Here is a 25,063-nt window from a genome sequence, read left to right on the forward strand (position 1 = left end):
GCGGAGGTCCCGGGGGGCGGGCGTCCCCGCACCGCCCTAGCGTGACCGGCGATGACAGTCCTGGTGCTCCTCCACCTCCTCGTCGCGCTGCTGGCCGTGCCCGCGGTGCGGCGCTGGGGGAGCCCGGGCGTCCTGGTCACCGCGGTGGCGCCGGCTGCCGTCGTGGTGTGGTTGTGCGCGGTCTGGGCCGCCGACGGGGCGGGCGCCACCCGCAGCGAGACGCACCCGTGGGCGGGGTCCCTGGGCCTGGACCTCGCGTGGCACCTCGACCCCCTGGCCGCGCTGCTGGCCCTCGTCGTGTCCGCGGTGGGGGTGCTGGTCCTCGTCTACTCCGCCGGGTACTTCGCCGGGGCCGGGGAGGCGGCCGCCCGCCGCCGCACCGTCCCGATGCTGGTCGCCTTCGCGGGCGCCATGCTGGGCCTGGTCCTGGCCGACGACGTCGTCCTGCTCTACGTCTGCTGGGAGCTCACCACCGTCCTCAGCTGGCTGCTGGTCGGGCAGAGCGGCCGGTCCGCCGACGAGCGCCGGTCCGCCCTGCACGCGCTGCTGGTGACGACCGCGGGCGGGTTGGCCCTGCTCGTCGGCGTCCTGCTGCTGGCCCGCGAGGCGGGCACGACGCGCATCTCCGCGCTGCTGGCGGAGCCCCCGCCGGGAGGGCCCGCGGTGACGGTGGCCGCGCTGCTGCTCCTGGCCGGTGCGGTGTCCAAGTCCGCCCTGCTGCCGGTGACGGCGTGGCTGCCCGGGGCGATGGTCGCGCCGACCCCGGTCAGCGCCTACCTGCACGCGGCGGCCATGGTGAAGGCCGGCGTCTACCTGGTCGCCCGCTTCAGCCCCGTCTTCACCGACGTCCCGGCCTGGCGCGTCGCCGCGGTCGCGGTCGGCGGGGCGACGATGGTCGTCGGCGCGTGGCGGGCGCTGCGCCAGCACGACCTGAAGCTCGTCCTCGCCCACGGGACCGTGAGCGAGCTGGGCTTCATGGTGGCGCTGCTGGGTTCCGGCCTGCCGACCGCGCAGCTGGCGGGGGCGGGGCTGCTGGTGGCCCACGCCCTGTTCAAGTCGTCCCTGTTCATGGTGGCCGGGGCGGTCGACCACGTGGCCGGGACCCGGGACCTGCGGGAGCTGTCGGGGCTGCACCGGCCGCTGCGCGGGCTGTTCGTCCTGTCCTGCCTCTCGGCGGCGTCGATGGCCGGGCTGCCGCCGACCCTGGGGTTCGTCACCCACGAGGCCGCCTTCGAGGCCCACGTCGCCGCCCTGGAGGAGGGCGGCGACCCGTCGGCGGCCGTCGTCCTCGCCGTCCTCGTCGCGGGGTCCGTGCTGACCGCCGCCTACAGCGCGCGCTTCGTGCACGGCGCCTTCGGGAACCGGCCGGGCGCGCCGGCGACCGAGGTGCACCGGCCCGGGGCGGCGCTGGTCCTGCCGGCCGCCGCGGGCGCGGTCGGCGGGACCGTGCTGGGGATCGCGCCCGGGGCGGTGGACGCCCTGGCGGCGCGGGCGGTCGGCCTCACGGACCCCGACCGCTACCACGTCGCCCTCTGGCACGGCCCGACGCCGGCGCTGGCGCTGTCCGCGGTGGCGGTCGGCGGGGGCGCGCTGCTGTTCGCGGCGCGCGGCGCGGTGGCCCGCGCGCAGGCGCGCGCCACCCCCCGCCTGGCCGACGACCTGTGGCGGGGCCGCACGCAGGACGTCGCCCTGCGCGCCCTGGAGCGCACCGGCACCCGCACCACCCTGCTGCTGCAGCGCGGGTCGCTGCCGCAGTACGTGCTCGTCGTCGCCCTCGCGTTCGTCGCCGGGCCCGGCACGGGTCTGGTGCTGTCGCTGACCGGTGGCGCCTGGCCGGCGGACTGGCGGCTGTGGGACGCCCCGCTGCAGCTGCCGCTGGTCCTCGTGTGCCTGGCCGCGGCCGTCGCCACCGCCGCCGTGCGCGACCGGCGCTCGGCGTTCCTGCTGGTGGGGGTGTCCGGGTACGCGCTCGCCGGGCTGTTCGTGGTCGCGGGGGCGCCGGACCTGGCGCTGACGCAGGCGCTGGTGGAGAGCGTCACCCTGGCGGTCGCGGTGCTCGTGCTGCGGCGGCTGCCGCCCCGCTTCGCGGAACCGTCCGGACCGGGGACGGCGGGGCCGCCGCGCTCGCTGCGGCTGGTCGCGGCCGTCGGCTCGGGCGCCGTGGCGGGGCTGCTCGCCGCGGTCGCGCTGGGCGCGCGGCAGGCCGGGTCGCTGAAGGAGCTGCTCACCGAGCTGGCCGTCTCCCGCGGTGGCGGGGAGAACGTCGTGGACGTCGTGCTGGTCGACGTGCGCGCCTGGGACACGTTCGGGGAGATCACCGTGCTGACGGCCGCCGCGACGGGGGTCGCGAGCATGGTGTGGCTGCGCCGGCGCACCGGCCGCGCACCGCGCCTGCCGGAGGGGGCGGACGCCCCCGGCGCCCGCCCGAGCGAGGACGACCTGCTGCCGGGACCGGACGCGACGCCGTCGCGGGCGTGGCTGACGGGGGCGCGGGGCCTGCCGCCGGCCCGGCGCTCGGCCGTGCTGGAGGTGGCCGTGCGCGCCCTGTTCGGCGTCGTGCTGGTGCTGTCGGTGCACCTGCTGCTGGTCGGTCACCAGCAGCCCGGCGGCGGTTTCGCCGCCGGGCTGGTGGCGGGGCTGGCGCTGTTCCTGCGCTACCTGGCCGGTGGCCGCTTCGAGCTGGGCGAGGCGGCCCGCGTGGACGCCGGGGCGCTGCTGGGGGCCGGTCTGCTCGTCGCGAGCCTGTCGGGGGCGGTGCCGCTGGTGCTGGGCGGGCAGGTCATGCAGAGCGCGGTCGTGGACGTGCACCTGCCCGTCCTCGGCGACCTGCACCTGTCCACCTCGATGTTCTTCGACGTCGGCGTCTACCTGGTGGTGGTGGCCACGGTGCTCGACGTGCTGCGCAGCCTCGGCGCCGGGGTCGACGAGCACGCCGCGGACGACGACGAACCCTCCGAGGACGAACCCTCCGGCGGCGAGCCCCCCGACGGCGGCGGGGCCGGCGGGGTGGCGCCGGCGCGCGGGGCGGGGGTGGGCGCGTGAGTCCCACCGTCGTCCTCACGCTCGCGGTCGCCGGCCTGGTCGCCACCGGCGTCTGGCTGCTCACCTCACGGCACGCCACGCGCGTCGTGCTGGGGTTCGTGCTCGCCGGGAACGGCGTGAACCTGCTGCTCGTCGCCGCCGCCGGCCCCGCCGGGCTGGCCCCCGTCGTCGGTCCCGACGGTGCCGTGCCCGAGGACGACCTCGCCGCGGCCAGCGACCCCCTCCCCCAGGCGTTCGTCCTCACCGCCATCGTCATCACCTTCGCCGTCACGGCCTTCTGCCTGGCGCTGGCCTACCGGCTCAGCCGCGCGGACGGCGACGACGTCCTGCGCGACGCCGCCCCGTCGCGGCGCGCCACCGGTGTCGCTGAGGACGACGGCGGGCCGGCCGCGAGCCCGACGGGCCCGGCGGGCCCGGCGGGGAGGGAGGAGGCGCCGTGAGGGTCCTGCTGCCGCTGCCCGTGCTGCTGCCCCTGGCCGGGGCCGCCCTGACGCTCCTGCTCGGCCACCGCCCGCGGGCGCAGCGCGCCGTCAGCCTCCTCGCCCTGACGGGGGTGGTGGCCGCCGCCGCGGCGCTGCTGGCCCGCTGCGCCGGCGGGCGGGTGCAGCACCTGACCGTGGGCGGGTGGCCCGACGGGGTGGGCATCGCGCTGGTGGCCGACCGGCTGTCCTCGCTGCTGCTGCTGACGTCCGCGACCGTGGCGCTGGCGGTGATGGTGTTCTCCGTCGGCCAGGGGCGCACCGGGGACCCGGCCTCCACACCGGTGTCGATCTACCACCCGACGTACCTGGCGATGACGGCCGGCGTGGCGATCGCCTTCCTCGCCGGCGACCTGTTCAACCTCTACGTCGGCTTCGAGGTGCTGCTGACCTCCAGCTACGTGCTGCTCACGCTGGGCGGGACGGCGCGGCGGGTGCGGGCCGGCACGACCTACGTCGTCGTGTCGCTCGTGTCGTCCCTCGTCCTGCTGACGGGCGTCGGGCTCGTGTACGCGGCGACCGGCACGGTCGCGATGGCGGACCTGCCCGCGCGCCTGGCCGCGCTGGACCCGGGCGTGGCCACGGCGCTGCAGCTGACGCTGCTCATCGCCTTCGGCCTCAAGGCGGCAGCCTTCCCCCTGTCCGGCTGGCTGCCCGACAGCTACCCCGCGGCGGCGGCGCCCGTCGCCGCGGTGTTCGCGGGGCTGCTGACCAAGGTCGGCGTGTACGCGGTCCTGCGCACCCACGGGGTGCTGTTCGGGCAGGGGACGCTGCGCGAGCTGTTCCTGGCGGTGGCCCTGGCGACCATGCTCCTCGGGATCCTCGGGGCGGTGGTGCAGCACGACCTGCGCCGGGTGATGTCGTTCACCCTCGTCAGCCACATCGGCTACATGCTGTTCGGCGTCGGCCTCGGGTCGAGCGCGGGCCTGGCGGCGGCGGTCTTCTACGCCGTGCACCACATCCTCGTCCAGACGGCCCTGTTCCTCGTCGTCGGCCTGGTCGAGCAGCGGACGGGCACGACCGACGTGCGCCGCCTCGGCGGGCTGGCCGCCGCCTCGCCCGCCCTCGGGCTGCTGTTCCTCCTGCCGGGGCTCAACCTCGCCGGCATCCCGCCGTTCTCGGGGTTCCTCGGCAAGCTGGCGCTGCTGCGGGCCGGCGTCGACGACGGCGGCTGGGACGCCTGGGCGCTCGTCGTGGCGTCGGTGGTGACGAGCCTGCTCACCCTGTACGCCATCGCCCGCGTGTGGGCGGCCGCGTTCTGGCACGGCGGCGACCGGTCCGCCACGGGCGCGGGGGGCCGGGCGCCGGAGGAGGTGCCGGACGACGCGCCGCAGCGCGCGGGCGGGGGCGCGGCGGTCGCGGCGCGGCCGCGGGCCTCGCGGGCCCCGGCCGCCGCGACCGCCGGCGTGGTGGTCCTCGTGACCGCCCTCACCGTGGTCGCCGGCCCCCTGGCCGCGCTGGCCCGGGGCGCGGCCGAGGACACCGGCGACGGCCGCCGCTACAGCGGCGTCGTGGGCGGCGTCGTGGGCGGCGGCGCCGGGACGGGGGCGCCGTGACGCTGCGGTTGCCGCTGGCGGTGGCGATGCTCCTGGCGTGGTTCGCGCTGTGGGGGCGCGTGACCGTGCTGAACGCCGTCGGCGGGGTGCTCGTCGTCCTGGTCCTGCGCGCGGCGTTCCCGATGCCGGGCCTGCCCACCACCCGGCGGCTGTCACCGGTGGGTCTCGCGGTGCTCGCCGGGTACGTGGCGGCCGACCTGGTGCGCTCCAGCCTGCAGATGGCGTGGCTGTCCGTGCGCCCCGGCCCGACCCCCCGATCGGGGATCGTCGCGGTGCGCCTGCGCGACAGCTCCGACGTCGTGGTCGTGACCGTGTCCCAGCTGCTGACCCTGGTGCCCGGGACGCTCACCGTCGACGTGGACGTGCCCACCGGCACCCTGTACGTGCACGTCCCCGTGACGGGCCCCGTCGAGGAGGTGCCGGAGGCGGTGCGCCGGCAGGTCCACGCCCTGGAGCGGCGCGTCGTCCGGGCGGTGGGCGCGGCGCCGCCCCGGGACGCGCGCGGCGCCGGGGAGGAGGCCTCGTGAGTCCCGTCGTCGTCGCCGTGGCCCAGGCGCTGCTCGTGCTCGCCGCCGTGCTCGCCCTGGTGCGCGCCCTGCTGGGCCCCACGGCGCTGGACCGGACGGCCGCCGTGGACGTGTTCATCGCCGCGCTCCTGAGCGGCATCGCCCTCGCCGTCGTGCGGGACGGTTCCGCGGTCTTCGTGCCCGTGCTGCTGGTGCTGGCGCTGCTCGGGTTCGCCAGCTCCGTCGCCGTGGCGCGCTTCGTCGGGCGGGACGACCGGTGAGCGCCGTGCTCGACGTCGTCTCCAGCGTCCTCGTCCTGGCCGGTGCCGCCTTCGCCGTCACGGCCGGCGTCGGGCTGCTGCGCTTCCGCGACCTGTGGCTGCGCATGCACGCCGGCACCAAGCCGCAGGTGCTCGGCGTGGTGCTCGTCGCGCTCGGCGTCGCCCTGCAGGTGGTGCCCGACACCGGCGCGGTGGTGGCTCTCGGCCTGGTCGCGGCGTTCCAGGTGTTCACCGCCCCCGTCTCCGCGCACGTCCTCGCGCGCACGGCCCACCGGTCGCGGGCCGTGTCCCGCGACGAGTTCGTGCTCGACGAGCTGGCGAGCGCGGGACGCGGCGGGGACGGGGAGCCGGAGCCGCCCGGGGAGGGCGGGTCGCCGGGCGGGGAGGACCCTAGGCTGGGCCGGTGACCACCAGCGCGCCCGCCGACGACCCGTTCGACCTCGCCGCGGCGGCCGCCGCCCGGCTCGCGGAGGTGACCGGCGTCGAGCGCCACGACGTCGCCCTCGTCCTGGGCTCGGGGTGGGCGGCGTCCGCCGACACCCTCGGCGAGCTCGTCGCCGAGGTGCCCGGTACCGACCTGCCCGGGTTCAGCGCCCCCGCCGTCGTCGGCCACCGCGGCACCGCGAAGTCCCTGCGCGTCGAGCGCGACGGCTCCGGCCCGCTGCACGCCCTCGTCCTGCCGCGCACCCACTTCTACGAGGGTCGCGGTGTGCGGGCCGTTGCCCACGGCGTCCGCACGGCCGCGGCGGCCGGGTGCCGCACCGTCGTGCTGACCAACGGCTGCGGCGGGCTCGACCCGACCGTCGGCCCCGGCTCCCCCGTCCTCATCTCCGACCACCTGAACCTCACGGGCGCCTCCCCGCTGGAGGGGGCCACGTTCGTCGACATGACCGACCTGTACTCCGCGCGGCTGCGCGGGGTGGCGCGCGAGGTCGACCCGGACCTGCCCGAGGGCGTCTACGCCCAGTTCCGCGGCCCGCAGTACGAGACGCCCGCCGAGGTGCGCATGGCCGGCGTCCTGGGCGCCGACCTCGTCGGCATGTCCACGGCGCTGGAGGCCGTGGCCGCCCGCCACGCCGGCCTGGAGGTCCTCGGCTTCTCCCTGGTGACGAACCTGGCGGCCGGGGTCAGCGACGAGCCGCTGTCGCACGAGGAGGTCCTGGAGGCCGGTCGCGAGGCCGCGCCGCGGTGCGCGCGCCTGCTGGCCGGGGTGCTGCCCCGCCTCTGATCCTCGCGGGCGGCCCCCGGCGACCGGGTGCGGCCGAGCGGTTTCCCGGTCGTCAAACTCTGGTTTCCACCTGGTTTCCGCGGGCCACCAGCGGGCCGCGCCGACCTAGCGTGCGGTCATGGACTGGCAGAGCGCGGCGACCGCCGCTGGACGGATCGCCGGTGCGGTCACCCAGGACGCCCCCCGCTCGGTCCGCGCCGCCGAGGCGCTGGAGGAGCTGCGGGCCCTCGTGCCGTTCGTCGGCGCCTCCATCGCGGCCTGGGACGAGACGACGTCGAGCCACGCGGTGGTCGCGGACTCGGGGTACCGCGACGAGCAGCTGACGCACCTGAACGGCGCCGCCTACCTGCAGGACCCGACGTGGCACGTGACGGTGTCCCGGCGCGCGCCGGTCCCCTGGCGCGACATGCCGTTCCGGCCCGACGAGTCCTGGATCATCCGCGAGAGCCTGCAGCCCTCGGGCTACCGGGAGGGCATGACGGCTCCGTTCTTCCGGGCCGACGGCAGCTACGCCGGGATGCTGACGCTGAACACCGACTCCGCGACCCACCCGCACGCGGCCGCGGTGGAGATGCTCGGCCTGCTGTCGGCGCGGATGGCCGAGATGGTCTCCGACCCGGCGCCGCTGACCGCGGACGGCGACGCCCCGGAGCCCGGGTGCCTGCGGATCGCGGTGTCCGCCTCCGGGGCCTGCACCCCCCTGGGCAGCGGACCGACACCGGACGAGCTGCTGGCGGCCCTGCAGCGGGAGGTGGCGCGGGGCAGCACGGGGTTCCTCGTCTGGGAACGCGGTGAACGCGCGCCGTGGCACGTGCGGCTGCCTGCGCGCGGGGCCCGGCCGGCGACGGTGGCGACGACGGTGGCGACGACGGTGGCCACGGCCGTGCGCGGCCCGGTGCCGGGCAGCCTGTCGCGCCGGGAGCTGGAGGTGCTCGCGGGCCTGGCCGAGGGGCTGTCCAACCAGGAGATCGCCGAGGCCCTGCACGCCAGCCGGCGCACGATCTCCACCCACGTGGAGCACATCCTCACGAAGCTGGGCGCGCGCAGCCGGACGGAGGCGGCGACGCGGGCCGTGCGCGACGGGCTGCTCCTGTCGGCCTGAGCCCTGCGGCGGTGGCGGCGAGGAGCGCGTCGAGGGACCGCCGCAGCGCCAGGCCGTCCGCGGCGACGACCCGCGCGCTCCACCCGGCCCCGCCCGGCAGCGCCGAGACCGCGGCCAGGCTCCCGCTCACCACGGGCAGGGGCGGTGCGACGGCCAGCGCACCGACGACGTGCACGACGGCTTGCGCGGGCCAGCGGCGGACGGACGCCGGCAGGCCCTGGACGCCGGTCCGGTCGACGGCGCGCAGCTCACCGCCGACCCGCACCTCGACGACGCTGCGGGTGTCGACACCTCCCCCTGCCCCGCCGTCCGCCGCGCTCGCGGGGTCCAGGCAGGCCGGGTGCAGGACCTGCGCCTCGACGGCCACGACGGTGGAGGCCGCGTCGACGGCCAGCGCGGTCCGGGCGCGGTGGACGGCGCCGGGCAGCACGACGCGGGGTTCGGGGTGGTGCACCAGCACGGCCCCGCCCGCGGCCGTCAGCTGCGCGGTCTCCACCGGCCCGGGCAGCCCCGGGACGGCGTGCACGAGCGTGGCGCCCTGGCCGACGACCCGGGCCCGGACGCCGCCGGCGGCCACGACGCGCGTCGCGCGCACGTCCCCGGGGTGCAGGCCACCGCCCGACTGCTGCACGACGACCGTCCCGCACAGCGGGTCGGTGTCGTCGCGGAACAGCTTCTGCACCAGCGACGGCCAGCGGGAGACGTTGCGCTGCAGCCGGATCCGGCCCCCGACGGGCTCGAGCAGCAGGTCGACGCCGGGGTCGGGCGGGTGGTCACCGCTCACGTGAACAGGACGTCGCGCTCGAGGGCGTCGGCGACGGCGGCGACCCCGTGCCCGGCGCGAAGGTCGGTGCGCAGGACCGGGCGGCCCTCGCGGACCTGCTCGGCCTCGGCGAGCATGCGGGGCAGGTCGGCGCCCACGTGCGGGGCGAGGTCGGTCTTGTTGACGACGAGCAGGTCCGCGCGCAGCACACCGGGCCCGCGCTTGCGGGGGATGTCGTCGCCGCCCGCGACGTCGATGACGAAGATCCAGTAGTCGACCAGGTCGCGGGAGAACGTGGAGGCCAGGTTGTCCCCGCCGCTCTCCAGCAGCAGCAGGCGGGTGTCGGGGAAGCGCTGCTCGAGGCGGTCGGCGGCGGCGAGGTTCAGGGAGGGGTCCTCGCGGATGACCGTGTGCGGGCAGCCGCCGGCCTCGACGGCCACGACCCGCTCGGGGTCCACCAGCCCGGAGCGGCGGACGCGCTCGGCGTCCTCGGTCGTCACCAGGTCGTTGGTGATGACGGAGACGACGGTCCCGCGCGCGGCGAACTCGGCGAGCAGCCGCTCGACGAGCGCGGTCTTGCCGCTGCCGACGGGCCCACCGATGCCGACGCGGGCGGCGCCGGGCACGACGGGCACGGCGGTCGCGCGGCCGGTGGGGGTGGTCGCGGTGGGGACGCTCATCGCAGCAGGTACCTCCGGTTCAGGGGGACGCGGGTGGCGGGCGGTGCGTGCAGGAGCACGCCGTCGGCGCGGACCTCGTACGTGCGCGGGTCCACCTCGACGACCGGCAGGTGGGAGTTGCGGACCATGTCGGCCTTGCGCAGCCCGCGCACCGACGTGATGGGCACGCAGGGCTTGTGCAGGCCGAGGCGCTCCCCCACGCCGTCGTCGGCGGCCAGCCGCGAGACGAGGTTGACGGAGGTGCGGGCCGCGGCGCGGCCCATGGCGCCCCAGTTGCGGCGCTGCAGGACCGGCTGGGCGGAGGAGATGCTGCCGTTGGCGTCGCCGAGCGCGGCCCACGCGACGTACCCGCCCTTGAGGACGAGGGAGGGTTTCACGCCGAAGGAGGCGAACGGCCACAGGACGAGGTCGGCCATCCTCCCCGGTTGCAGCGACCCGATGAGGTGCCCGGCGCCGATGGGAATGGCCGGGTTCACCGTGTACTTGGCGACGTAGCGCTTGACGCGCTCGTTGTCCGCCCAGCGCGTCCGCTCCTCCGGCAGCCGCCCGACGCGGTCCTTCATGACGGAGGCCAGCTGCCAGCAGTTGGCGATGTTGTCGGCGACCCGGCCCATGCCCTGGGTGTCGCTGCCGAACACGGAGATCGCCCCGGAGTCGTGCAGGAAGTCCTCGGCCACCATCGTGCCGGGCCGGATGCGCGCCTCGGCGAACGCGACGTCCTCCGGGGATGCCGGGTCCATGAGGTGGGCGACCATCGTCATCGGCACGCCCTCCTCCAGCGCCGCCGGCGTGAACGGGTTCGTCGGGTTCGTGGAGGCGGGGACGACGTTGGGGAGGCCGACGCAGCGGATGATGTCGGGCGCGTGCCCGCCGCCGGCGCCCTCCACGTGGTACATGTGGATCGTCCGGTCCCCGATGACGTCCAGGGTGCGCTCGGCGAACCCGAACTCGTTGATCGAGTCGGTGTGCAGGTGCACGGCGAAGTCGTGGGCGTCGGCGGCGCGCAGGGTCGCGTCGATGACGGCGGGGCTCGCGCCGAAGTCCTCGTGGATCTTCACCGCCCCCGCCCCGGCGCGCACGGACTCCACGACGGCCTCGGGCCAGGACGACCCCCGCCCGAACGCCACCACGTTCACGGGCGAGTCGTCCGCTCCCTGCAGGAACCTCCCCAGGTTGCGGGTGCTGCCGGAGGCGACCTCGAAACCCGGACCGGGGCTGCCGCCGATGAGGGTCGTGGTGCCGGTCGAGAGCGCGTGCTCCACCTGCTGCGGGGAGATGAGGTGCGCGTGCGTCTCGATGCCGCCGGCCGTGGCGATGAGGCCGGCGCCGGGGATCGGGGTGGTCGTGTGGCCCACGACCATGTCCGGGTGGATCCTGGGGGTGACGTCGGGGTTGCCCGCGGCCCCGACGCCGACGATCCGCCCGTCGCGGACGCCGATGTCGGCGCGCACGATCCCGACGACGGCGTCGACGACGAGCGCGCCGGTGACGACGAAGTCCAGCGCGCCCGAGGAGCTGGTCGACGTGGGCCGGTAGCCCTCCCCGTCGCGGACGGTCTTGCCGGCGCCGGCGAGCAGCTCGTGGCCGCGCGCGGTCAGGTCGGCCTCCACCTCGACGAACAGCTCGGTGTCGCCCAGGCGCACCACGTCGCCCGTGGTGGGGCCGTGCACGCGCGCGTAGCGCTCGCGGCCGACGGCGGTCACGGGGCCACCACCCCGCGGAACCCGAGCTCGGCGGCGCGCCGGGCGGCTGCCTCGTAGGCGCCGGGCGCGTCCACGGGACCGTCGACGAGGCCCGCGAAACCGTGCGCGACGCGGTCGCCCGCCAGGGGGACGAGGTGGACCTCGACGGGCATGCCGGGTTCGAACCGCACGCCGGACCCGGCGGGCACGTCGAGCCGGCGGCCCCACGCGGCGCGGCGGTCGAAGTCCAGCGCCGGGTTCACCTCGAAGAAGTGGGTGGCGCTGCGCACCTGCACGTCGCGGTCGCCGGTGTTCTCGACGCGCACAGCGACGCGGTCCTCGCGCCCGGGCAGCAGGACGGGACCGGACCCGACGACCACCTCGCCGGGCACGACCGCGCCCTCGGTGGCGGGCACGGGGTCGAAGAGGGCGACCAGCTTGGTGCCCTCGGCGAAGGGAGCGTCCACCATGACGACCTGGCACAGCTCCGCGACGCCCGGCTCGACCTGGTCGGCGCGCAGCAGCTGTCCGGCGAGGTCGCGCACCGCCGCGTGGTCCTCGCCGCGCCGGGCGGCGAGCATCACCTCGTCGGTCAGGTAGGCGACGGCCTCCGGGTGGCTCAGGGGGATGCCGGCCCGCAGGTTGCGGCGGGCGAACTCCGCGGCGGTGAACACGGTGAGGCGTTCGAGCTCGGTGGGCGTGAGATCCACGCGTCCTCCAGGTGGGGCGGGGTTCAGGTGGCGAAGAGCCGGCCGTCGCCGACCGGCAGGCCGACGAGGACGTCGGCGAGCGCGGTGCCCGTCCAGGGCTCCGCGGGCGGTGCGGCCTCCAGCAGCGGCCCGGCCGCGGCCACCGCGCGCCGGGCGACCCGCTGCGCGCCGAGGTGACCGACGACGCCCAGGCGCACGGCCGCGGAGGTCAGCTGGGCCACCAGCGACCAGCAGCAGACCGCCTCGGCCTCGGCGGGCTCCAGGCCGGCGTCGTGCAGGCACACCGCCTGAGCGGTGACGAGGTGACCGGGAGAGCGGCCGGCGAGGGCGGCCGCCCGCAGCCGGGCAGCCGGGACGCTGCCCAGGGCGGCGAAGGTGCCCAGGAGGGCCAGCCCCGCCGTGCGCGAGCCGCGGCGCAGGACGTCGACGACGGCGAGCCGCTCGGCCTCGGCGTCCACGAGCAGCGCCCGCGCCCACCCCGGGTCGCGCGCGTACCGGGCCAGCAGCACCCGGTCGCCGGTGTGCCAGCGGTGGCGCAGCTGCTCCTCGACGAAGTCGGCGAGGTCGTCCTCCCCGGTGACGGCGCCGGCTCGGCTGGCCGCCTCCAGCCCGGACGAGAACGCGAGGGCGCCGGAGGGGAAGGCGGAGTCGCCCAGCGCCATCGCGGCCAGCAGCCGCGCCCCGCCCGCGGGCCCACCGCTCACGGGTCCTCGAGCGTGACGGCCCCGGAGTCCAGCAGGTCGGCCACCCGAGCCAGGTGGTCCTCGGCCCGCCCCTGCACGACGACGTCCAGGACGCCGTCGCCGGTCTCGCAGACCCAGTGCAGGTGCCCGGCGAGGAACCCGAGCCGCAGGGCGGCCGCGGGGTCGGCGGCCCGCAGGCGCAGCCGCTGCGCCGCCCGGGTGCGCACGACGACGGCGCCGGCGGCATCCAGGTGCAGGACGGCCCCGTCGACGAGGCCGGCACCGCGCGGCAGGGCCAGGGCGTACTCGCGGCCGCGGTCGGAGACGACCCGCAGCCGGCGGCGCGGCGCGTCGGCCTCGTCGACGTGCAGCTCCTCGACGGCGCCGGCGTGCCGCAGGGCGTGCAGGGCCTCGGCGGTGCCGGGGTCGTCCTCGTGCCCGAGGACGGCGGTGAGGGTCGCCGGCGCCGCCGGGGACCCCGTCGCGGCGCTCACGCGCGCGCTCCGGCCGCGCCCGGCTCGAGGACGGCGTCGAGCAGCACCCGGGTCGTCTCCGTCTCCGGCGCGGTCAGCAGCCGGTCCACGGGTCCGGCCTCCACGAGACGGCCGCGCTCCAGCACCCCGGCGTGGTCGCACATGTGCTCCACGAGCGCCAGGTTGTGGGTGACCAGGAGCATCGTCAGCCCCCGCTCGGCCTGCAGGTCCTTCAGGAGGTTGAGCACCTGCGCCTGCACGGAGACGTCCAGGGCCGCGGTCGGCTCGTCCAGGACGAGGAAGTCGGGGTCGGTGACGAGCGCGCGGGCGATGCCCAGGCGCTGGCGCTGACCGCCGGAGAACTCGTGGACGTAGCGGCCCAGGTGCGACTCCTCCAGACCGACCCGCTCGACGAGGTCGACGACGCGCCGGCGCGCCTCGCGGCCGTCGGCGATGCCGAAGCGGTGCAGGCCGTAGGCGATCTGGTCGCCGACGGTGCGCCGGGGGTTGAACGCCGAGCCGTTGTCCTGGAAGACCATCCGCATGCGGGCGCGCAGGGCCAGCAGGGTCTTGGGCCGGGCGCGGACGATCTCGGTGCCGTCGAAGTCCACCGACCCGCCGCTGGCCGGTTCCAGGCCCAGGAGCATCCGCGCGGTCGTGGTCTTGCCGGACCCCGACTCCCCGATCAAGCCCCACGTCTCGCCGCGCCGGACGTCGAACGACACCCCGTCGACCGCGGTGGTGCTCCCGAACGTCTTGCGCAGGTCGCGCACGACGACGAGGTCCTCGTACCGGCCCCTGGGCCGTCCGGTCGCGCTCACGCCCCCACCCCTCCCGCCACCTCGGTGAACTCCGGCAGGCGCCGCCGCTGCCGCGGCACCGACCGCTCGTCCTCGGACAACCGCAACCGGGGCACCGCCTCGACCAGGGCCCGGGTGTAGGGGTGCTGCGGGTCGCGCAGCACCGCCGCCGCCGCGCCGCGCTCGAGGACCTGCCCGCGCCGCATGACGGCGACGCTGTCGCACACGTGCGAGACGACGCCGAAGTCGTGGGTGACCAGCAGGACCGCGGTGCCCAGCTCGGCGTTGATGGACAGCAGCAGGTCGAGCACCTGCTTCTGCACGGTCGCGTCCAGCGCCGTGGTCGGCTCGTCGGCGAGCAGCAGCTCGGGGCGGCAGGCCAGCGCGAGGGCGATGACGACGCGCTGGCGCTGACCGCCGGACAGCTCGTGCGGGTAGGAGCGCAGGCGCCGGGCCGCGTCGGGCAGGGCGACCAGCTCCAGGGACTCCAGCGCCTTCGCGCGGGCCGCGGCCCGGTCCAGCCGCTGGTGCCGGCGGATCACCTCCACCAGGTGGGCACCGATGGTGCACGAGGGGTCCAGGGCGCTGAGGGCGTTCTGCGAGACCATGCCGACGTGGCTGCCGCGCAGCGCCTGCAGCCGCTTCGGGGACAGGGTCAGCAGGTCCTCGCCCCGGAAGAGGATCCGCCCGGAGGTGACGCGGGCGCGGCGGGTGCCGAGCAGGCCGAGGACGGCGAGCGAGGTGACGCTCTTGCCCGATCCGGACTCCCCGACCAGGCCCAGCACCTCGCCGGGGCCGATCGTCAGGTCGACGTGCCGCACGGCGTGGACCACGCCGGTGTCGGTGTGGAAGTCGACGCTCAGGTCCTGGACGTCCAGGAGGGGACCCTCCCCCGTCGTGCCGTTCGTCGTGGCGTTCGCGGTGCGCACGGGTTCTCCCTCAGCTCGTCTGCTTGCGGGGGTCGAGGGCGTCGCGCAGTCCGTCACCGAGGAGGTTGAAGGACAGGGCGACGACGAGGACGGCGAGGCCGGGGACGGTCGCCACGTGGAACTTGCCCTCCAGGAGGACAGCAGCGCCGTCAGAGGTCATGATCCCCCAGTCCGGCGCCGGGGGGACGATGCCGACGCCGAGGAAGCTCAGGCCGGCGGCCACCACGATCATCAGGCCGCACAGCGTCGTGGCGTAGACCAGCAGCGCCGAGACGACGTTCGGGACGAGCTCGCGCAGCAGCACGTCGCGGGTGGGCGCTCCGGAGGCGCGGGCGGCCTCCACGTAGTCCTTGCCGACCTCCTGCACCGTCGTCGTGTACGCGACGCGGGCCATGTACGGCACGAGCGTGATGCCGATGGCGAGCATGACGTTGCCCAGGCCGGCGCCCAGGACGGCGGCCAGCGCGATCGCCAGCAGCACCAGGGGGAAGGCGAACAGGACGTCGAGCAGGCGCATGATGACCTCCCCCGTGCGGCCCCGGGTGTAGCCGGCCACGAGGCCGGTCGCCAGGGCCAGGGGGAAGACGACCAGCACGGGGACGACGGCCACCAGCAGCGAGTAGCGGCCGCCGTGCAGCAGGCGGGAGAGCACGTCGCGCCCCTGCCCGTCCAGGCCGAGGGGGTGCCCGGGGGTCCCGATGCCCTGCAGCCGCAGGGAGGAGTCGCCCTCGGTCGGGCTGTACGGGCTGAGCAGCGGGGCCAGCACGGACGCCAGTGCGACCAGGAGCAGGACCGCGAGCGCGGCGACGGCCACGCGGTCGCGGCAGAACGCCCGGACCGCGAGCCGCGCGCGCGAGGGGCGGCGCGGGCTGCGGCGGTCCCGCTGGCGGGGCACGCGCGCCCCGTCCTCCCCGCCCGCGGCGGGCGCCGCGGCGGCGGTCCCGGCGGCGCCGGTGGTCGTGTCGTTCACGCGGTCACCGCCCGGCGCGAGCGCGGGTCCAGCAGGCCCACCACGACGTCCGCGAGGAGGTTCACCAGCACGAACGCCAGCGCCACGAACAGCGTGCCGGCCTGCACGACCGGCAGGTCCCGCTGCGTGATGGACGTGTACAGCTGCTGGCCGAGCCCCGGCCACCCGAAGACCACTTCCACGAAGATCACCCCACCGAGCAGGTAGCCGACCTGCAGGCCGACGACGTTGACGATGGGCGGCAGGGCGTTGCGCAGCCCGTGCCGCCACAGGATCGAGCGCTCCGACAGGCCCGAGGCGCGCAGCGTGCGCACCCAGTCCTGCTGCAGGACGTCGACGAAGACGCTGCGCGACATCCGGGCGATGACGGCCAGCGGGACGAGGGCCGCGGTGACGGCCGGCAGCACCAGGTGCGCCAGCAGGTCCGGCAGGCCACCCGGGTTGCGGGTGTTGTACATGCCGGACGTCGGCAGCACGCCCAGGCTCAGGGCGAACACCCCGATGAGGACCAGGCCGAACCAGTAGACCGGCACGCTGGCACCGGCGAGCGTCACGAACATCGCGACCCGGTCGAACACGCCGTACTGGTGGCGGGCGGCCAGGACACCGAGCGGGACGCCGACCAGGACGCACAGCAGGAGCGCGGCGCCGGTGAGCACCAGGGTGTTCTCCAGCCGCGGCAGCAGCAGCGTCGAGACGTCCTGCTGGACGGTCAGCGAGCGGCCGAAGTCGCCCTGCACGAGCCCGCCGAGGTAGTCGAGGAACTGCACCGGCAGCGGCCGGTCCAGGCCCAGCTCGGCGCGGACGGCCGCCACGGACTCGGCCGTGGCGCCGGCGCCCAGCACCGCGCGGGCAGGGTCGCCGGGGACCAGCTGCAGCAGCAGGAAGACGACGAGGCTGACCCCCAGCAGGACGAGCAGGGTCGAGGCGACCCTGCGCAGGACCGTCCTCACGACGTCTCCGCCAGCCGCACCGACCGCAGGTCGTACCACTCCTCGCTGGCCGAGACGAAGCCCTCGACGTAGTCGGCCAGGACGTAGGGCGCCTTGTCGTTGACGACGGGCGCGAGGGCCGCGTCCTCGGAGACGATGTCGTTGGCCTGGCGCCACAGCTCGTTGGCCTCGGCCTCGTCCGTCGCCCGGATCGCCCGGTCCATCACCTCGTCGAGCTCCGGGTTGGCGTAGTACCCGACGTTCGGGCCGTTCGGGGCCTGCAGCGTGCTGGAGGTGACGATGTACAGCCAGTACGGCGTCGTCATCCCCCAGGACATCTGCATCATCCCGGTGCCGGGCTGGGCGCCCTGCGCCCACGTGCCCAGGTAGGAGATCCACTCCTGGGTGGCGATCTCCACCTCGATGCCGATCTCGGCCAGGTTCTGCTGGATGAACTCCGCCATCTGGGCGGGCACGATCTGTCCCGAGCCGTCGACCGAGGTGGTCAGGGTCGTCCGGAAACCGTCGGGGAACCCGGCGGTCGCGAGCAGCTCGCGGGCGCGGGCGACGTCGCGGGCGTAGGCGTCCTGGCGCTCGACGTACGCGTCGTTCGCCGGCGCCTGCACGTCGTAGGCGGGGTTCACCGTGCCGGCCAGCAGGTCGCGGGCCATGCCCTCGCGGTCGATGGCGAGGTTGATGGCCTGCCGCACCTCGCGCACGCCCGTGTACTGGTCCTGCATGTTGAACGACAGGTACCAGACGTGCGGCGGGGTCCCCTCCGAGACCTGGAAGCCCTCCGCGCGCAGGGCCTCCACGCTGTCCGGGCTCGGCACGGCGATCATGTCGACGTCACCGCTGCGCAGGGCCGCCACCCGGGCCGAGGCGTCCGGCAGGGGCCGGAACACGACGCCGTCGAGCTGGGCCGGACCGCGCCAGTGGTCGTCGTAGCGGGCCAGCTCGACGCGCTCGCCGCGGACCCGCTGCACGAACCGGAACGGGCCGGTGCCGACGGGGTGGTCGGCGACGTCCTCGCCGTGCTCCTCGATCGAGGCCGGGCTCATGATGCAGCACGAGCCGTTGCCGCCCTGCGCCAGCAGCCGCAGGAACGGCGAGAACGGCTGGCTCATCGTGACGACCACCGTGGACGGGTCGGTCGCCTCGACGCCGGTGACGAAGCTCCACACGAAGTTCGTCTGGCCGGCGGCCTTGGCCGAGTACTGCGGTGCGGTCTCGTCCCACATCCGGCGGATGTTGTAGACGACCGCGTCCGCGTCCAGCGGGGTGCCGTCGTGGAACGTCACGCCCTGGCGGATCGAGAACGTGTAGACGGTCCCGTCGGGCGAGACCTCCCAGCTCTCCGCGAGCCCGGGGACGAGCTCCGGCACCGCGGCCTCGGACGAGGGCGTCGTGAGGTCCTCGTCCACCAGCGGGTCGAACACCTGCTTGTTGATGCGGTAGGTCACCCACCCGCCCGCGACCTGCGGGTCGAGGACGTCGGGTTCGGACTCGATGCCGATGACGAGGGTCTGGGCACCGGGTCCCTGCTGACCGGAGGCACCGCCGCCGCACGCGGCGAGGGCCGAGACGGTCGCAGCGCCGAGACCGCCGGCCAGGACGCGCCGGCGTCCTACGGGAGTGGTGGGGAGTGCTGTCGAGATCGACACGGGGGGCGCTCCTCGGAGTGGTTCCGTCGGGGTGGGCGCCACCGTAGGCAGCGGCGCGGGGCGGGCTGAATACGTCGCCTGACGTATTTCCCCGACCCGGGCCGAGTTCCACCGGCAGCGGGCGCGCGGATACGTCAGGTGACCGATTCCGCTGCCGCGCCGAGCTGCCTAACGTCCCCGGCACCACCCGGACCGACCCGTGGGAGAGAGCATGAGCAGAGCACTGGACGCTGCGACCTTCAGCGGCCTGGAGGCCCTGACCGGGCTGGGGATGCCGCCCGAGCGGGCCGCCGCGGCCCTGACCGCCTACAACGGGGTGCTCGGGACGCTCGCCGGCCTCGACGGCGTGCCGTTCGGCGACACCCCGCCCGCCGCCGCCTTCAACGCCTCCTGGGAGTGAGCGTGGAACCCTACGAGCTGACCCTGTCCGACGCGGCCGCGGCGATCGCCACCCGCGAACTGTCCCCCGTCGAGCTGACCGACTCCGTCCTGGCGCGCATCGACAGCGTCGAGGCCGACATCACCGCCTTCGTCACGGTGACCGAGGAGCGGGCGCGCGCGGCGGCCGCCGCCGCCGAGGCGGAGATCGCCGCGAGCGGCCCGCGCGGGCCGCTGCACGGGATCCCGGTGGCGCTGAAGGACCTGTACGACACCGCCGGCGTCCTGACGACGTCGAGCTCGCGGGTGCGGGCCGACCACGTCCCGGACACCGACTCCGCGGTGGCCGAGCGCTTCGCCGCGGCCGGCGCCGTCGTGGTCGGCAAGACCCACACGCACGAGTTCGCCTACGGCGCGACCACCCCCACGACGCGCAACCCGTGGGACACGACGCGCGTGCCCGGCGGTTCCTCCGGAGGTTCCGGGGCAGCCGTCGCCGCCGGCGAGTGCATGGTCGGCATGGGCAGCGACACCGGCGGGTCCATCCGCATCCCAGCGGCCGTGTGCGGGGTCGTCGGCCTCAAGCCCACCTACGGGCGGGTCTCGCGCCGCGGTGTGGCGTCCCTGTCCTGGAGCCTGGACCACGTCGGCCCGCTGACCCGCACCGTGCGCGACGCGGCGATCACCCTCAACGCGATCGCCGGGTACGACCGGGCCGACCCGGGGTCGGCCGACGTGCCCGTCCCCGACTTCACCGCCCTCATCGGCCGGGACGTCACCGGGCTGCGGGTGGGCGTGCCCACCGACTACTTCACCGAGCGGCTGCAGCCGGAGGTCCAGGCGTCCGTCGCCGCGGCCGTCGCCCGCCTCGGCGAGCTGGGCGCCGAGCTGGTCGAGGTCGAGGTGCCGATGGCCTCGCGGATCGGCGCGGTGGAGTGGGGCCTCATGCTGCCGGAGGCCACCGCGTACCACCAGGAGTCGCTGCGGTCCGTGCCGGAGCTCTACACGGAGGAGACGCGGGCGCTGCTGGAGGTCGGGGAGTTCGTGCTGGCCACCGACTACCTCAAGGCGCAGCGGCTGCGGACCCTCGTGCAGGCGGCGTGGAAGGAGCTGTTCTCCACGATCGACGTCCTGGCCGCCCCCACCCTCACCTGCACGGCCACCGTGGCCGGCGAGCCGGAGGTCGTCTGGCCGGACGGCGTGCGCGAGGGCACCACCACCACCTACGTCCGCTTCTCCCAGCCGGCGAACGTGACCGGCCTGCCGTCCATCACCGTGCCGACGGGCTTCGACTCCGCCGGCCTGCCCATCGGCATGCAGGTGATGGGCCGCCCCTTCGAGGAGGACGTGGTCTGCGGTGTCGCCGCGGCCTACGAGGCGGTCTCCGGCTTCGCGGGGCAGCTCGCCCCGCTGCACCGCGAGATGGCCCCGGCCTGACACGGGCGCGCCCGCCGCGGTCCACCAGGGCCGCGGCGGGCGCGCGCGAGCGGCGGCGCAGGACCACGCAGGACGACGCAGGACGACGCAGGACGACGCAGGACGACGCAGGACGACGCAGGACGACGCAGGACGACGCAGGACGACGCAGGACGACGCAGGACGACGCAGGACGACGCAGGACGACGCGGGAGGAGCGGGTGGTGGACGGGACCGGTGCGGACGACGACCTGGAGGCCGAGGTGCGCGAGGTGCTGGCGCAGTGGCTGCCGATGGCCGCCGCGGTGGACGAGCGGCTGGCGGGCGAGCGGTTCCGCGCGGTCGCGCCGGTGACCGCCTTCCCCGCCCCGCCGCGGGCGGGAGGACCGGCGTGAGCGGCGTGAGCGGCGTGAGCGGCGTGAGCGGCGTGAGCGGCGCGGGCGGCGCGGGCGGTGCGGACGGCGTGAGCGGCCCGGTGGGTCCCGTGGACCTGGTGGACGTGGCCGCGGACGTCGCAGAGGGCCGCACGACGTCGCGCGCCGTCGTCGAGGCGTGCCTGGACCGAGCCCGGGAGTGGGCGGGCGCGGGCGCCTTCACGAACGTCTTCGCCGAGGACGCGCTGCACGTCGCCGAGGGCCTGGACCTGCTGCTCGCGGCCGGGCACCGCCTCGGTCCCCTGCACGGGGTACCGGTGGCCGTCAAGGACAACATCGCGGTCGCCGGCCGGCCGACCGCGGCCGGCAGCGCTGTGCTGGCCGGGGAGGTGCCCGCCGAGGACGCGCCGGTGGTGCGCGCCCTGCGCTCCGCCGGCGCCGTGGTCGTCGGTCACACCGCCATGCACGAGTTCGCCTGGGGCGGCACGTCGGACAACCCGCACACCGGCACCGTCCGCAACCCGTGGGACCTGACCAGGACACCCGCCGGCTCCAGCGGCGGGTCGGGCGTCGCCGTCGCGGTGGGCGCCTGCTGGGCGGCGCTGGGCACCGACACGGGCGGCTCGATCCGGCTGCCGAGCGCCGTCAACGGCGTCACCGGGCTGCGCCCCACCACCGGCAGCATCGCCCTCGACGGGGTCGTGCCGCTGGCGTGGAGCATGGACACCGTCGGCCCGATGGCCCGTTCGGCCCGCGACTGCGCGGTGCTGACGGCGGTCCTGACCGGCTCGGCGCCGTCGGCCCGCCTGCACGACGGCGTCGACGGGCTGCGCCTGGGGGTGGTGGACGGGTACTCGCTGGAGCACGTGCAGGCGCCCGTGGCCGCGGGCGTCACCGGGTTGCTGGACGCGCTGCGCGGCCTGGGCGCCCTGGTGCGCGCGGTGGGGCTGCCGGACGTCGAGGGGAACCTGTCGGCGCAGCTGACGGTGGAGGCGGCCGAGCCCAGCGCCTACCACCACCGCTGGCTGCGGGAGCGGCCCGGTGACTACGGGCGGGACGTCCGCGTGCTGCTGGAGGCCGGCGCGCGCCTGCCGGCCACCAGCTACCTGCAGGCCCAGCGCTACCGCGCGGTCCTGCGCGAGCAGCTGCTGCGCGCCTTCGAGGACGTCGACGTCGTCGTGACCCCCACCCTGCCGTTCACCGCCACCCCCGTCGGGGCCACGCACGTGGAGGTCGAGCCGGGCCGCCCCGAACCGCTCCTCGGGGCCTTCATGCGCTTCACCGGCCTGCCCTCGCTGACCGGGGCACCCGCCCTGTCGGTGCCCTGCGGGACCGACGCGGACGGCCTGCCGGTCGGGGCTCAGCTCATCGCCCGCCCGGGCGGCGAGGACGTCCTGTTCCGCACCGCGGCGGCGTTCCAGGCCGTCACCGGCCACCACCTGCGCCGACCGGTGCTCCCGGCGGCGGTCCCGGTGCCGGCCTGAGCGGGGTCGGCGCCGGACGGGCCGGTCCGCCTCGTCGGGCGCCCGCTCAGCCGGCGGTCGCTGCGGCCCGCTCGCGCAGCCAGCCGGTGACCAGCGCGGTCACCTCGTCGCGGTTCGTCTCGTTGAGCACCTCGTGCCGGGCGCCGGGAAGCAGCTCCAGCGTGACGTCCCGCAACCCGGCGGCGCGGTAGCGCCCGGCCAGGCGCTCCAGCAGCTCCCCGCCGGCTCCGCCGACGGGGTCCTCGGTGCCGCTGACGACGAGGACCGGCAGGTCGGGGCGGATCCGGGCCAGGCGGGCGGGGTCGGCGGTGGCGGCCGCGGTGGCCAGCGCGCCGGCGAGGATCGCGTCGTCGGTGGTGAACCCGCACAGCGGGTCGGCGACGTAGGCGTCCACCTCGGCCGGGTCGCGGCTGAGCCACTCGAAACCGGTGCGGTCCTCGAACGGGGCGTTGAACGCCGCGAGGCCCGGCTGGTCCGGCGGCAGCGAGCGCACCACGTCGACGAGGCCGTCCAGGGCGGTGGAGCCGCTGAGGACGACCCCGTCCCACAGGTCCGAGCGCTCCAGCAGGACGTTCTGCGCGCCCATCGAACCCAGGGAGTGCGCGAGCAGGAACACGGGCAGGCCGGGGTGCTGCTCGCGCAGCAGCTCGGCGAGCCGCGCGGTGTCGGCGGTGAACCCGTCGAACCCGGCGGCGCCGAAGGAGCCGAGCGGGACGCCGGGCCCGGTGGAGGCGCCGTGGCCACGGTGGTCGGCGGCCACGACGACGAACCCGGCGGCGTTGAGCGCGGCGGCCGCGCGGGCGTAGCGGCGGGCGTGCTCGGCCAGGCCGTGCGCGACCTGCACGACGCCCAGCGGCTCGCCGGGCACGTCGGCCCAGCGGTGGACGGTGATGGCGAGCCCGTCCGCGGGGGACGGGAAGGACTCGACGACGGCGTCGGCGGTCACGGTGCCTCCGGTGCGCGTGGGGCTCGACGGCGAGCCCCGGGGGACGTGGGAGCGCCAGTGTGCCCGGCGCCGGGCGACGGCGTGCGACGGCCCCGCACCCGGGGAGCGGGTGCGGGGCCGTCGTGGTCGGTCAGCGGGCCGTCAGCGGGCGGCGGCCCGCTTGTACTGCCGCGTGGCGAGCGGCACGAACACCACGAGGACCAGCGCGATCCACAGCAGCGTGTACAGCTCGGCGTTCTGCAGCGACCAGCTGCCCAGCTCCGTGCCCGGCGGCACGTTGCCGAACCGCTCGCGCGCGCCCTGCACCAGCGTGGACACCGGGTTCCACTGCGCGACCACCTTCAGCGGGCCGGGGAACGTCTCCAGCGGCACGAACGCGTTGGTGATGAACGTCAGCGGGAAGATGGTGAGGAACGTCAGGTTGTTGAACGCCTCGGGCGTGCGGATGAGCAGCCCCAGCAAGCCCATCACCCACGAGACCGCGTACGCGAACAGCAGCAGCAGCGCGAAACCGACCAGCGCGTCCAGGAACGAGGTGCGGATCCGCCAGCCGATGACCAGGCCCGTCAGCGACATGATGACGATGACGATGACGTTGAGGATGACGTCGGAGGCCGTGCGCCCCACCAGGACCGCGGACTGCGTCATGGGCAGCGAGCGGAACCGCTCGATGATGCCCTTCTGCATGTCGTCGGCGATCCCGGCGCCGGTGACGGTGGCGCCGAAGATGACGGTCTGGGCGAAGATGCCCGGGACCAGGAACTCGCGGTAGTCGGCCGCCGAGCCGCCCCCGGGGGTGCCGATCGCGCCGCCGAAGACGTAGCCGAACAGCAGGATGAACATGATCGGCGAGATGAGGGTGCCGACCAGCAGGTCGGGGATCCTCGTGATCTTCAGGATGTTCCGCTTGGCGATCACCGAGCTGTCGTTGACCACCGTGGCCAGGCCGTTCACGAGCGCACCCCCTCCTTCTTCGAGGCCTTCTGCGACGCCGGCTGGTCGTCCTCGCCGGCCACCTCCTCCGCGGGCTTGCCCGTCAGCGTCAGGAACACGTCGTCCAGCGTCGGGCGGCGCAGCCCGGCGTCCAGCGGGACCGTGCCCACCTCCTCCAGCCGGCGCAGGACGTCCACGAGCACGCGCGTGCCGGCGGTCACCGGCGCGGTCAGGCGCCGCGCCCGGCGCTCCACCTGCAGCTCGCCCACCGCGACCTCGCGCAGCACGCCCGCGGCGACGTCGACCTCGGCGTCGGTGGCGACGACCACCTCCACGCGCTGCCCGCCCACGTCGGTCTTCAGGTCGTCGGCCGTGCCGCGGGCGATGACGCGCCCGTGGTCGATGACGACGATGTCGTCGGCGAGGCGCTCGGCCTCCTCCAGGTACTGCGTCGTCAGCAGCAGCGTCGTGCCGCCCGCGACCATCCCGGTCAGCAGGTCCCACATGTCGTTGCGGCTGCGCGGGTCCAGGCCCGTGGTCGGCTCGTCCAGGAACAGCACCGGCGGCTGCGCGACGAGCGCACCGGCCAGGTCGAGGCGGCGGCGCATGCCGCCGGAGTACGTCTTGGCGACCCGCTTGGCCGCGTCGGTCAGCCGGAACTGCTCCAGCAGCTCCCACGCGCGCTCGCGCGAGCGGCGCCGCCCCAGGTGGTACAGGCGCCCGACCATGTCGAGGTTCTCGAACCCGGTGAGGTTCTCGTCGACGGCCGCGTACTGCCCGGACAGCCCGATCCGCTCCCGGGCCGCGCGCGGGTCGGCGACCACGTCGACGCCCGCGACCTCGACGGTGCCCTCGTCGGGCACCAGCAACGTCGTCAGCATCCGCACCGTGGTCGTCTTGCCCGCCCCGTTGGGCCCGAGCAGCGCCAGGACGGTGCCGGTGGGCACCTCCAGGTCGACGCCCGCGACCGCCGTGACCTCCCCGTACCGCTTGACCAGACCCCTCGCGAGGACCGCGTGGTCCCTCGTGCGCTCCGCCATGCCACCGACCCT

General features: G+C 75.9%; 26 protein-coding genes. 12 read left to right on the forward strand and 14 right to left on the reverse strand.

Translation table 11 applies throughout. The annotated features are described in order from the left end of the window. Positions 1–51: 51 nt before the first annotated feature. From ACRYMY_RS01440 to ACRYMY_RS01475, 8 genes are all read left to right on the forward strand, one after another. Positions 52–3,042: a Na+/H+ antiporter subunit A gene (locus ACRYMY_RS01440; protein WP_432545488.1), complete on the forward strand. Its 2,991-nt coding sequence runs from the start codon at positions 52–54 to the stop codon at positions 3,040–3,042. After that, positions 3,039–3,482, forward strand: coding sequence for a sodium:proton antiporter (locus ACRYMY_RS01445; protein WP_432545489.1), 444 nt, complete (start codon positions 3,039–3,041; stop codon positions 3,480–3,482). Before ACRYMY_RS01440 ends, ACRYMY_RS01445 begins: the two co-directional genes overlap by 4 nt. Continuing rightward, entirely contained in the window at positions 3,479–5,077 is a 1,599-nt protein-coding gene (locus ACRYMY_RS01450; protein WP_432545490.1) for a Na+/H+ antiporter subunit D, read from the forward strand. The genes ACRYMY_RS01445 and ACRYMY_RS01450 overlap by 4 nt, the downstream gene beginning before the upstream one ends. After that, positions 5,074–5,604: a Na+/H+ antiporter subunit E gene (locus tag ACRYMY_RS01455; protein ID WP_432545491.1), complete on the forward strand. Its 531-nt coding sequence runs from the start codon at positions 5,074–5,076 to the stop codon at positions 5,602–5,604. The genes ACRYMY_RS01450 and ACRYMY_RS01455 overlap by 4 nt, the downstream gene beginning before the upstream one ends. Further along, positions 5,601–5,864 carry a monovalent cation/H+ antiporter complex subunit F gene (locus ACRYMY_RS01460; protein ID WP_432545492.1) on the forward strand — a complete coding sequence of 88 codons (264 nt, stop codon included), beginning with the start codon at positions 5,601–5,603 and terminating at the stop codon, positions 5,862–5,864. Before ACRYMY_RS01455 ends, ACRYMY_RS01460 begins: the two co-directional genes overlap by 4 nt. Next, positions 5,861–6,271, forward strand: a complete 411-nt coding sequence (mnhG, locus tag ACRYMY_RS01465) for a monovalent cation/H(+) antiporter subunit G (protein ID WP_432545493.1) — start codon at positions 5,861–5,863, stop codon at positions 6,269–6,271. Before ACRYMY_RS01460 ends, mnhG begins: the two co-directional genes overlap by 4 nt. Further along, complete coding sequence (locus tag ACRYMY_RS01470) at positions 6,268–7,092, forward strand: purine-nucleoside phosphorylase (RefSeq protein WP_432545494.1); 825 nt, start codon at positions 6,268–6,270, stop codon at positions 7,090–7,092. The genes mnhG and ACRYMY_RS01470 overlap by 4 nt, the downstream gene beginning before the upstream one ends. Before the next feature lie 118 nt (positions 7,093–7,210). Then, positions 7,211–8,194, forward strand: coding sequence for a response regulator transcription factor (locus tag ACRYMY_RS01475; RefSeq protein WP_432545495.1), 984 nt, complete (start codon positions 7,211–7,213; stop codon positions 8,192–8,194). Here ACRYMY_RS01475 and ACRYMY_RS01480 read toward each other — a convergent pair. Genes ACRYMY_RS01480 through ACRYMY_RS01530 form a run of 11 tightly spaced genes read right to left on the reverse strand, consistent with a single transcriptional unit; the run spans position 8,118 to position 18,480 of the window. Next, positions 8,118–8,978, reverse strand: a complete 861-nt coding sequence (locus ACRYMY_RS01480) for an urease accessory protein UreD (RefSeq protein WP_432545496.1) — start codon at positions 8,976–8,978, stop codon at positions 8,118–8,120. The two genes, ACRYMY_RS01475 and ACRYMY_RS01480, sit on opposite strands and share 77 nt — an antisense overlap. After that, positions 8,975–9,637 (reverse strand): urease accessory protein UreG, encoded by a 663-nt coding sequence (gene ureG / locus ACRYMY_RS01485; RefSeq protein WP_432545497.1) that lies wholly within the window; start codon positions 9,635–9,637, stop codon positions 8,975–8,977. Before ureG ends, ACRYMY_RS01480 begins: the two co-directional genes overlap by 4 nt. Then, the gene (gene ureC, locus ACRYMY_RS01490) at positions 9,634–11,340 is read right to left on the reverse strand and encodes an urease subunit alpha (protein ID WP_432545498.1); all 1,707 of its coding nucleotides are present in this window, start codon (positions 11,338–11,340) and stop codon (positions 9,634–9,636) included. Before ureC ends, ureG begins: the two co-directional genes overlap by 4 nt. Then, positions 11,337–12,029, reverse strand: coding sequence for an urease subunit beta (gene ureB, locus ACRYMY_RS01495; protein ID WP_432545499.1), 693 nt, complete (start codon positions 12,027–12,029; stop codon positions 11,337–11,339). The genes ureC and ureB overlap by 4 nt, the downstream gene beginning before the upstream one ends. Positions 12,030–12,052: 23 nt before the next feature. After that, the gene (locus ACRYMY_RS01500) at positions 12,053–12,733 is read right to left on the reverse strand and encodes an urease accessory protein UreF (RefSeq protein WP_432545500.1); all 681 of its coding nucleotides are present in this window, start codon (positions 12,731–12,733) and stop codon (positions 12,053–12,055) included. Next, positions 12,730–13,206 (reverse strand): urease accessory protein UreE, encoded by a 477-nt coding sequence (locus ACRYMY_RS01505; RefSeq protein WP_432545501.1) that lies wholly within the window; start codon positions 13,204–13,206, stop codon positions 12,730–12,732. Before ACRYMY_RS01505 ends, ACRYMY_RS01500 begins: the two co-directional genes overlap by 4 nt. Further along, positions 13,203–14,006, reverse strand: coding sequence for an ATP-binding cassette domain-containing protein (locus tag ACRYMY_RS01510; RefSeq protein ID WP_432545502.1), 804 nt, complete (start codon positions 14,004–14,006; stop codon positions 13,203–13,205). The genes ACRYMY_RS01505 and ACRYMY_RS01510 overlap by 4 nt, the downstream gene beginning before the upstream one ends. Continuing rightward, positions 14,003–14,914, reverse strand: coding sequence for an ABC transporter ATP-binding protein (locus tag ACRYMY_RS01515; protein ID WP_432545503.1), 912 nt, complete (start codon positions 14,912–14,914; stop codon positions 14,003–14,005). Before ACRYMY_RS01515 ends, ACRYMY_RS01510 begins: the two co-directional genes overlap by 4 nt. Before the next feature lie 10 nt (positions 14,915–14,924). Beyond that, complete coding sequence (locus ACRYMY_RS01520) at positions 14,925–15,884, reverse strand: ABC transporter permease (RefSeq protein ID WP_432545504.1); 960 nt, start codon at positions 15,882–15,884, stop codon at positions 14,925–14,927. Next, a complete protein-coding gene (locus ACRYMY_RS01525) occupies positions 15,881–16,837 on the reverse strand; it encodes an ABC transporter permease (protein ID WP_432545505.1) in 957 nt (318 codons plus the stop codon). Before ACRYMY_RS01525 ends, ACRYMY_RS01520 begins: the two co-directional genes overlap by 4 nt. After that, a complete protein-coding gene (locus ACRYMY_RS01530) occupies positions 16,834–18,480 on the reverse strand; it encodes an ABC transporter substrate-binding protein (RefSeq protein WP_432545506.1) in 1,647 nt (548 codons plus the stop codon). The genes ACRYMY_RS01525 and ACRYMY_RS01530 overlap by 4 nt, the downstream gene beginning before the upstream one ends. Before the next feature lie 211 nt (positions 18,481–18,691). Between ACRYMY_RS01530 and ACRYMY_RS01535 the strand changes: the two genes are divergently transcribed. The 4 genes from ACRYMY_RS01535 (at position 18,692) to ACRYMY_RS01550 (ending at position 22,132) form a co-directional block, all read left to right on the forward strand. Next, complete coding sequence (locus ACRYMY_RS01535; RefSeq protein WP_432545507.1) at positions 18,692–18,880, forward strand: hypothetical protein; 189 nt, start codon at positions 18,692–18,694, stop codon at positions 18,878–18,880. Between the two features lie 2 nt (positions 18,881–18,882). Then, positions 18,883–20,295, forward strand: coding sequence for an amidase (locus tag ACRYMY_RS01540; RefSeq protein ID WP_432545508.1), 1,413 nt, complete (start codon positions 18,883–18,885; stop codon positions 20,293–20,295). 203 nt (positions 20,296–20,498) lie between these two features. Further along, entirely contained in the window at positions 20,499–20,669 is a 171-nt protein-coding gene (locus ACRYMY_RS01545; protein WP_432545509.1) for a hypothetical protein, read from the forward strand. After that, complete coding sequence (locus ACRYMY_RS01550; RefSeq protein WP_432545510.1) at positions 20,666–22,132, forward strand: amidase; 1,467 nt, start codon at positions 20,666–20,668, stop codon at positions 22,130–22,132. Before ACRYMY_RS01545 ends, ACRYMY_RS01550 begins: the two co-directional genes overlap by 4 nt. A 46-nt stretch (positions 22,133–22,178) precedes the next feature. On the opposite strand, the gene ACRYMY_RS01555 is transcribed toward ACRYMY_RS01550, so the two are convergent. The 3 genes from ACRYMY_RS01555 to ACRYMY_RS01565 form a co-directional block, all read right to left on the reverse strand. Beyond that, positions 22,179–23,078, reverse strand: coding sequence for an alpha/beta fold hydrolase (locus ACRYMY_RS01555; protein WP_432545511.1), 900 nt, complete (start codon positions 23,076–23,078; stop codon positions 22,179–22,181). A 141-nt stretch (positions 23,079–23,219) separates the two neighbouring features. Continuing rightward, positions 23,220–24,032, reverse strand: coding sequence for an ABC transporter permease (locus ACRYMY_RS01560; protein ID WP_432545512.1), 813 nt, complete (start codon positions 24,030–24,032; stop codon positions 23,220–23,222). Then, positions 24,029–25,051, reverse strand: a complete 1,023-nt coding sequence (locus ACRYMY_RS01565) for an ATP-binding cassette domain-containing protein (protein ID WP_432545513.1) — start codon at positions 25,049–25,051, stop codon at positions 24,029–24,031. The genes ACRYMY_RS01560 and ACRYMY_RS01565 overlap by 4 nt, the downstream gene beginning before the upstream one ends. Positions 25,052–25,063 lie beyond the last annotated feature (12 nt).

This window comes from Kineococcus haloalkalitolerans (assembly GCF_050871905.1).
In the GTDB taxonomy this organism is placed as follows: Bacteria; Actinomycetota; Actinomycetes; order Actinomycetales; family Kineococcaceae; genus Kineococcus.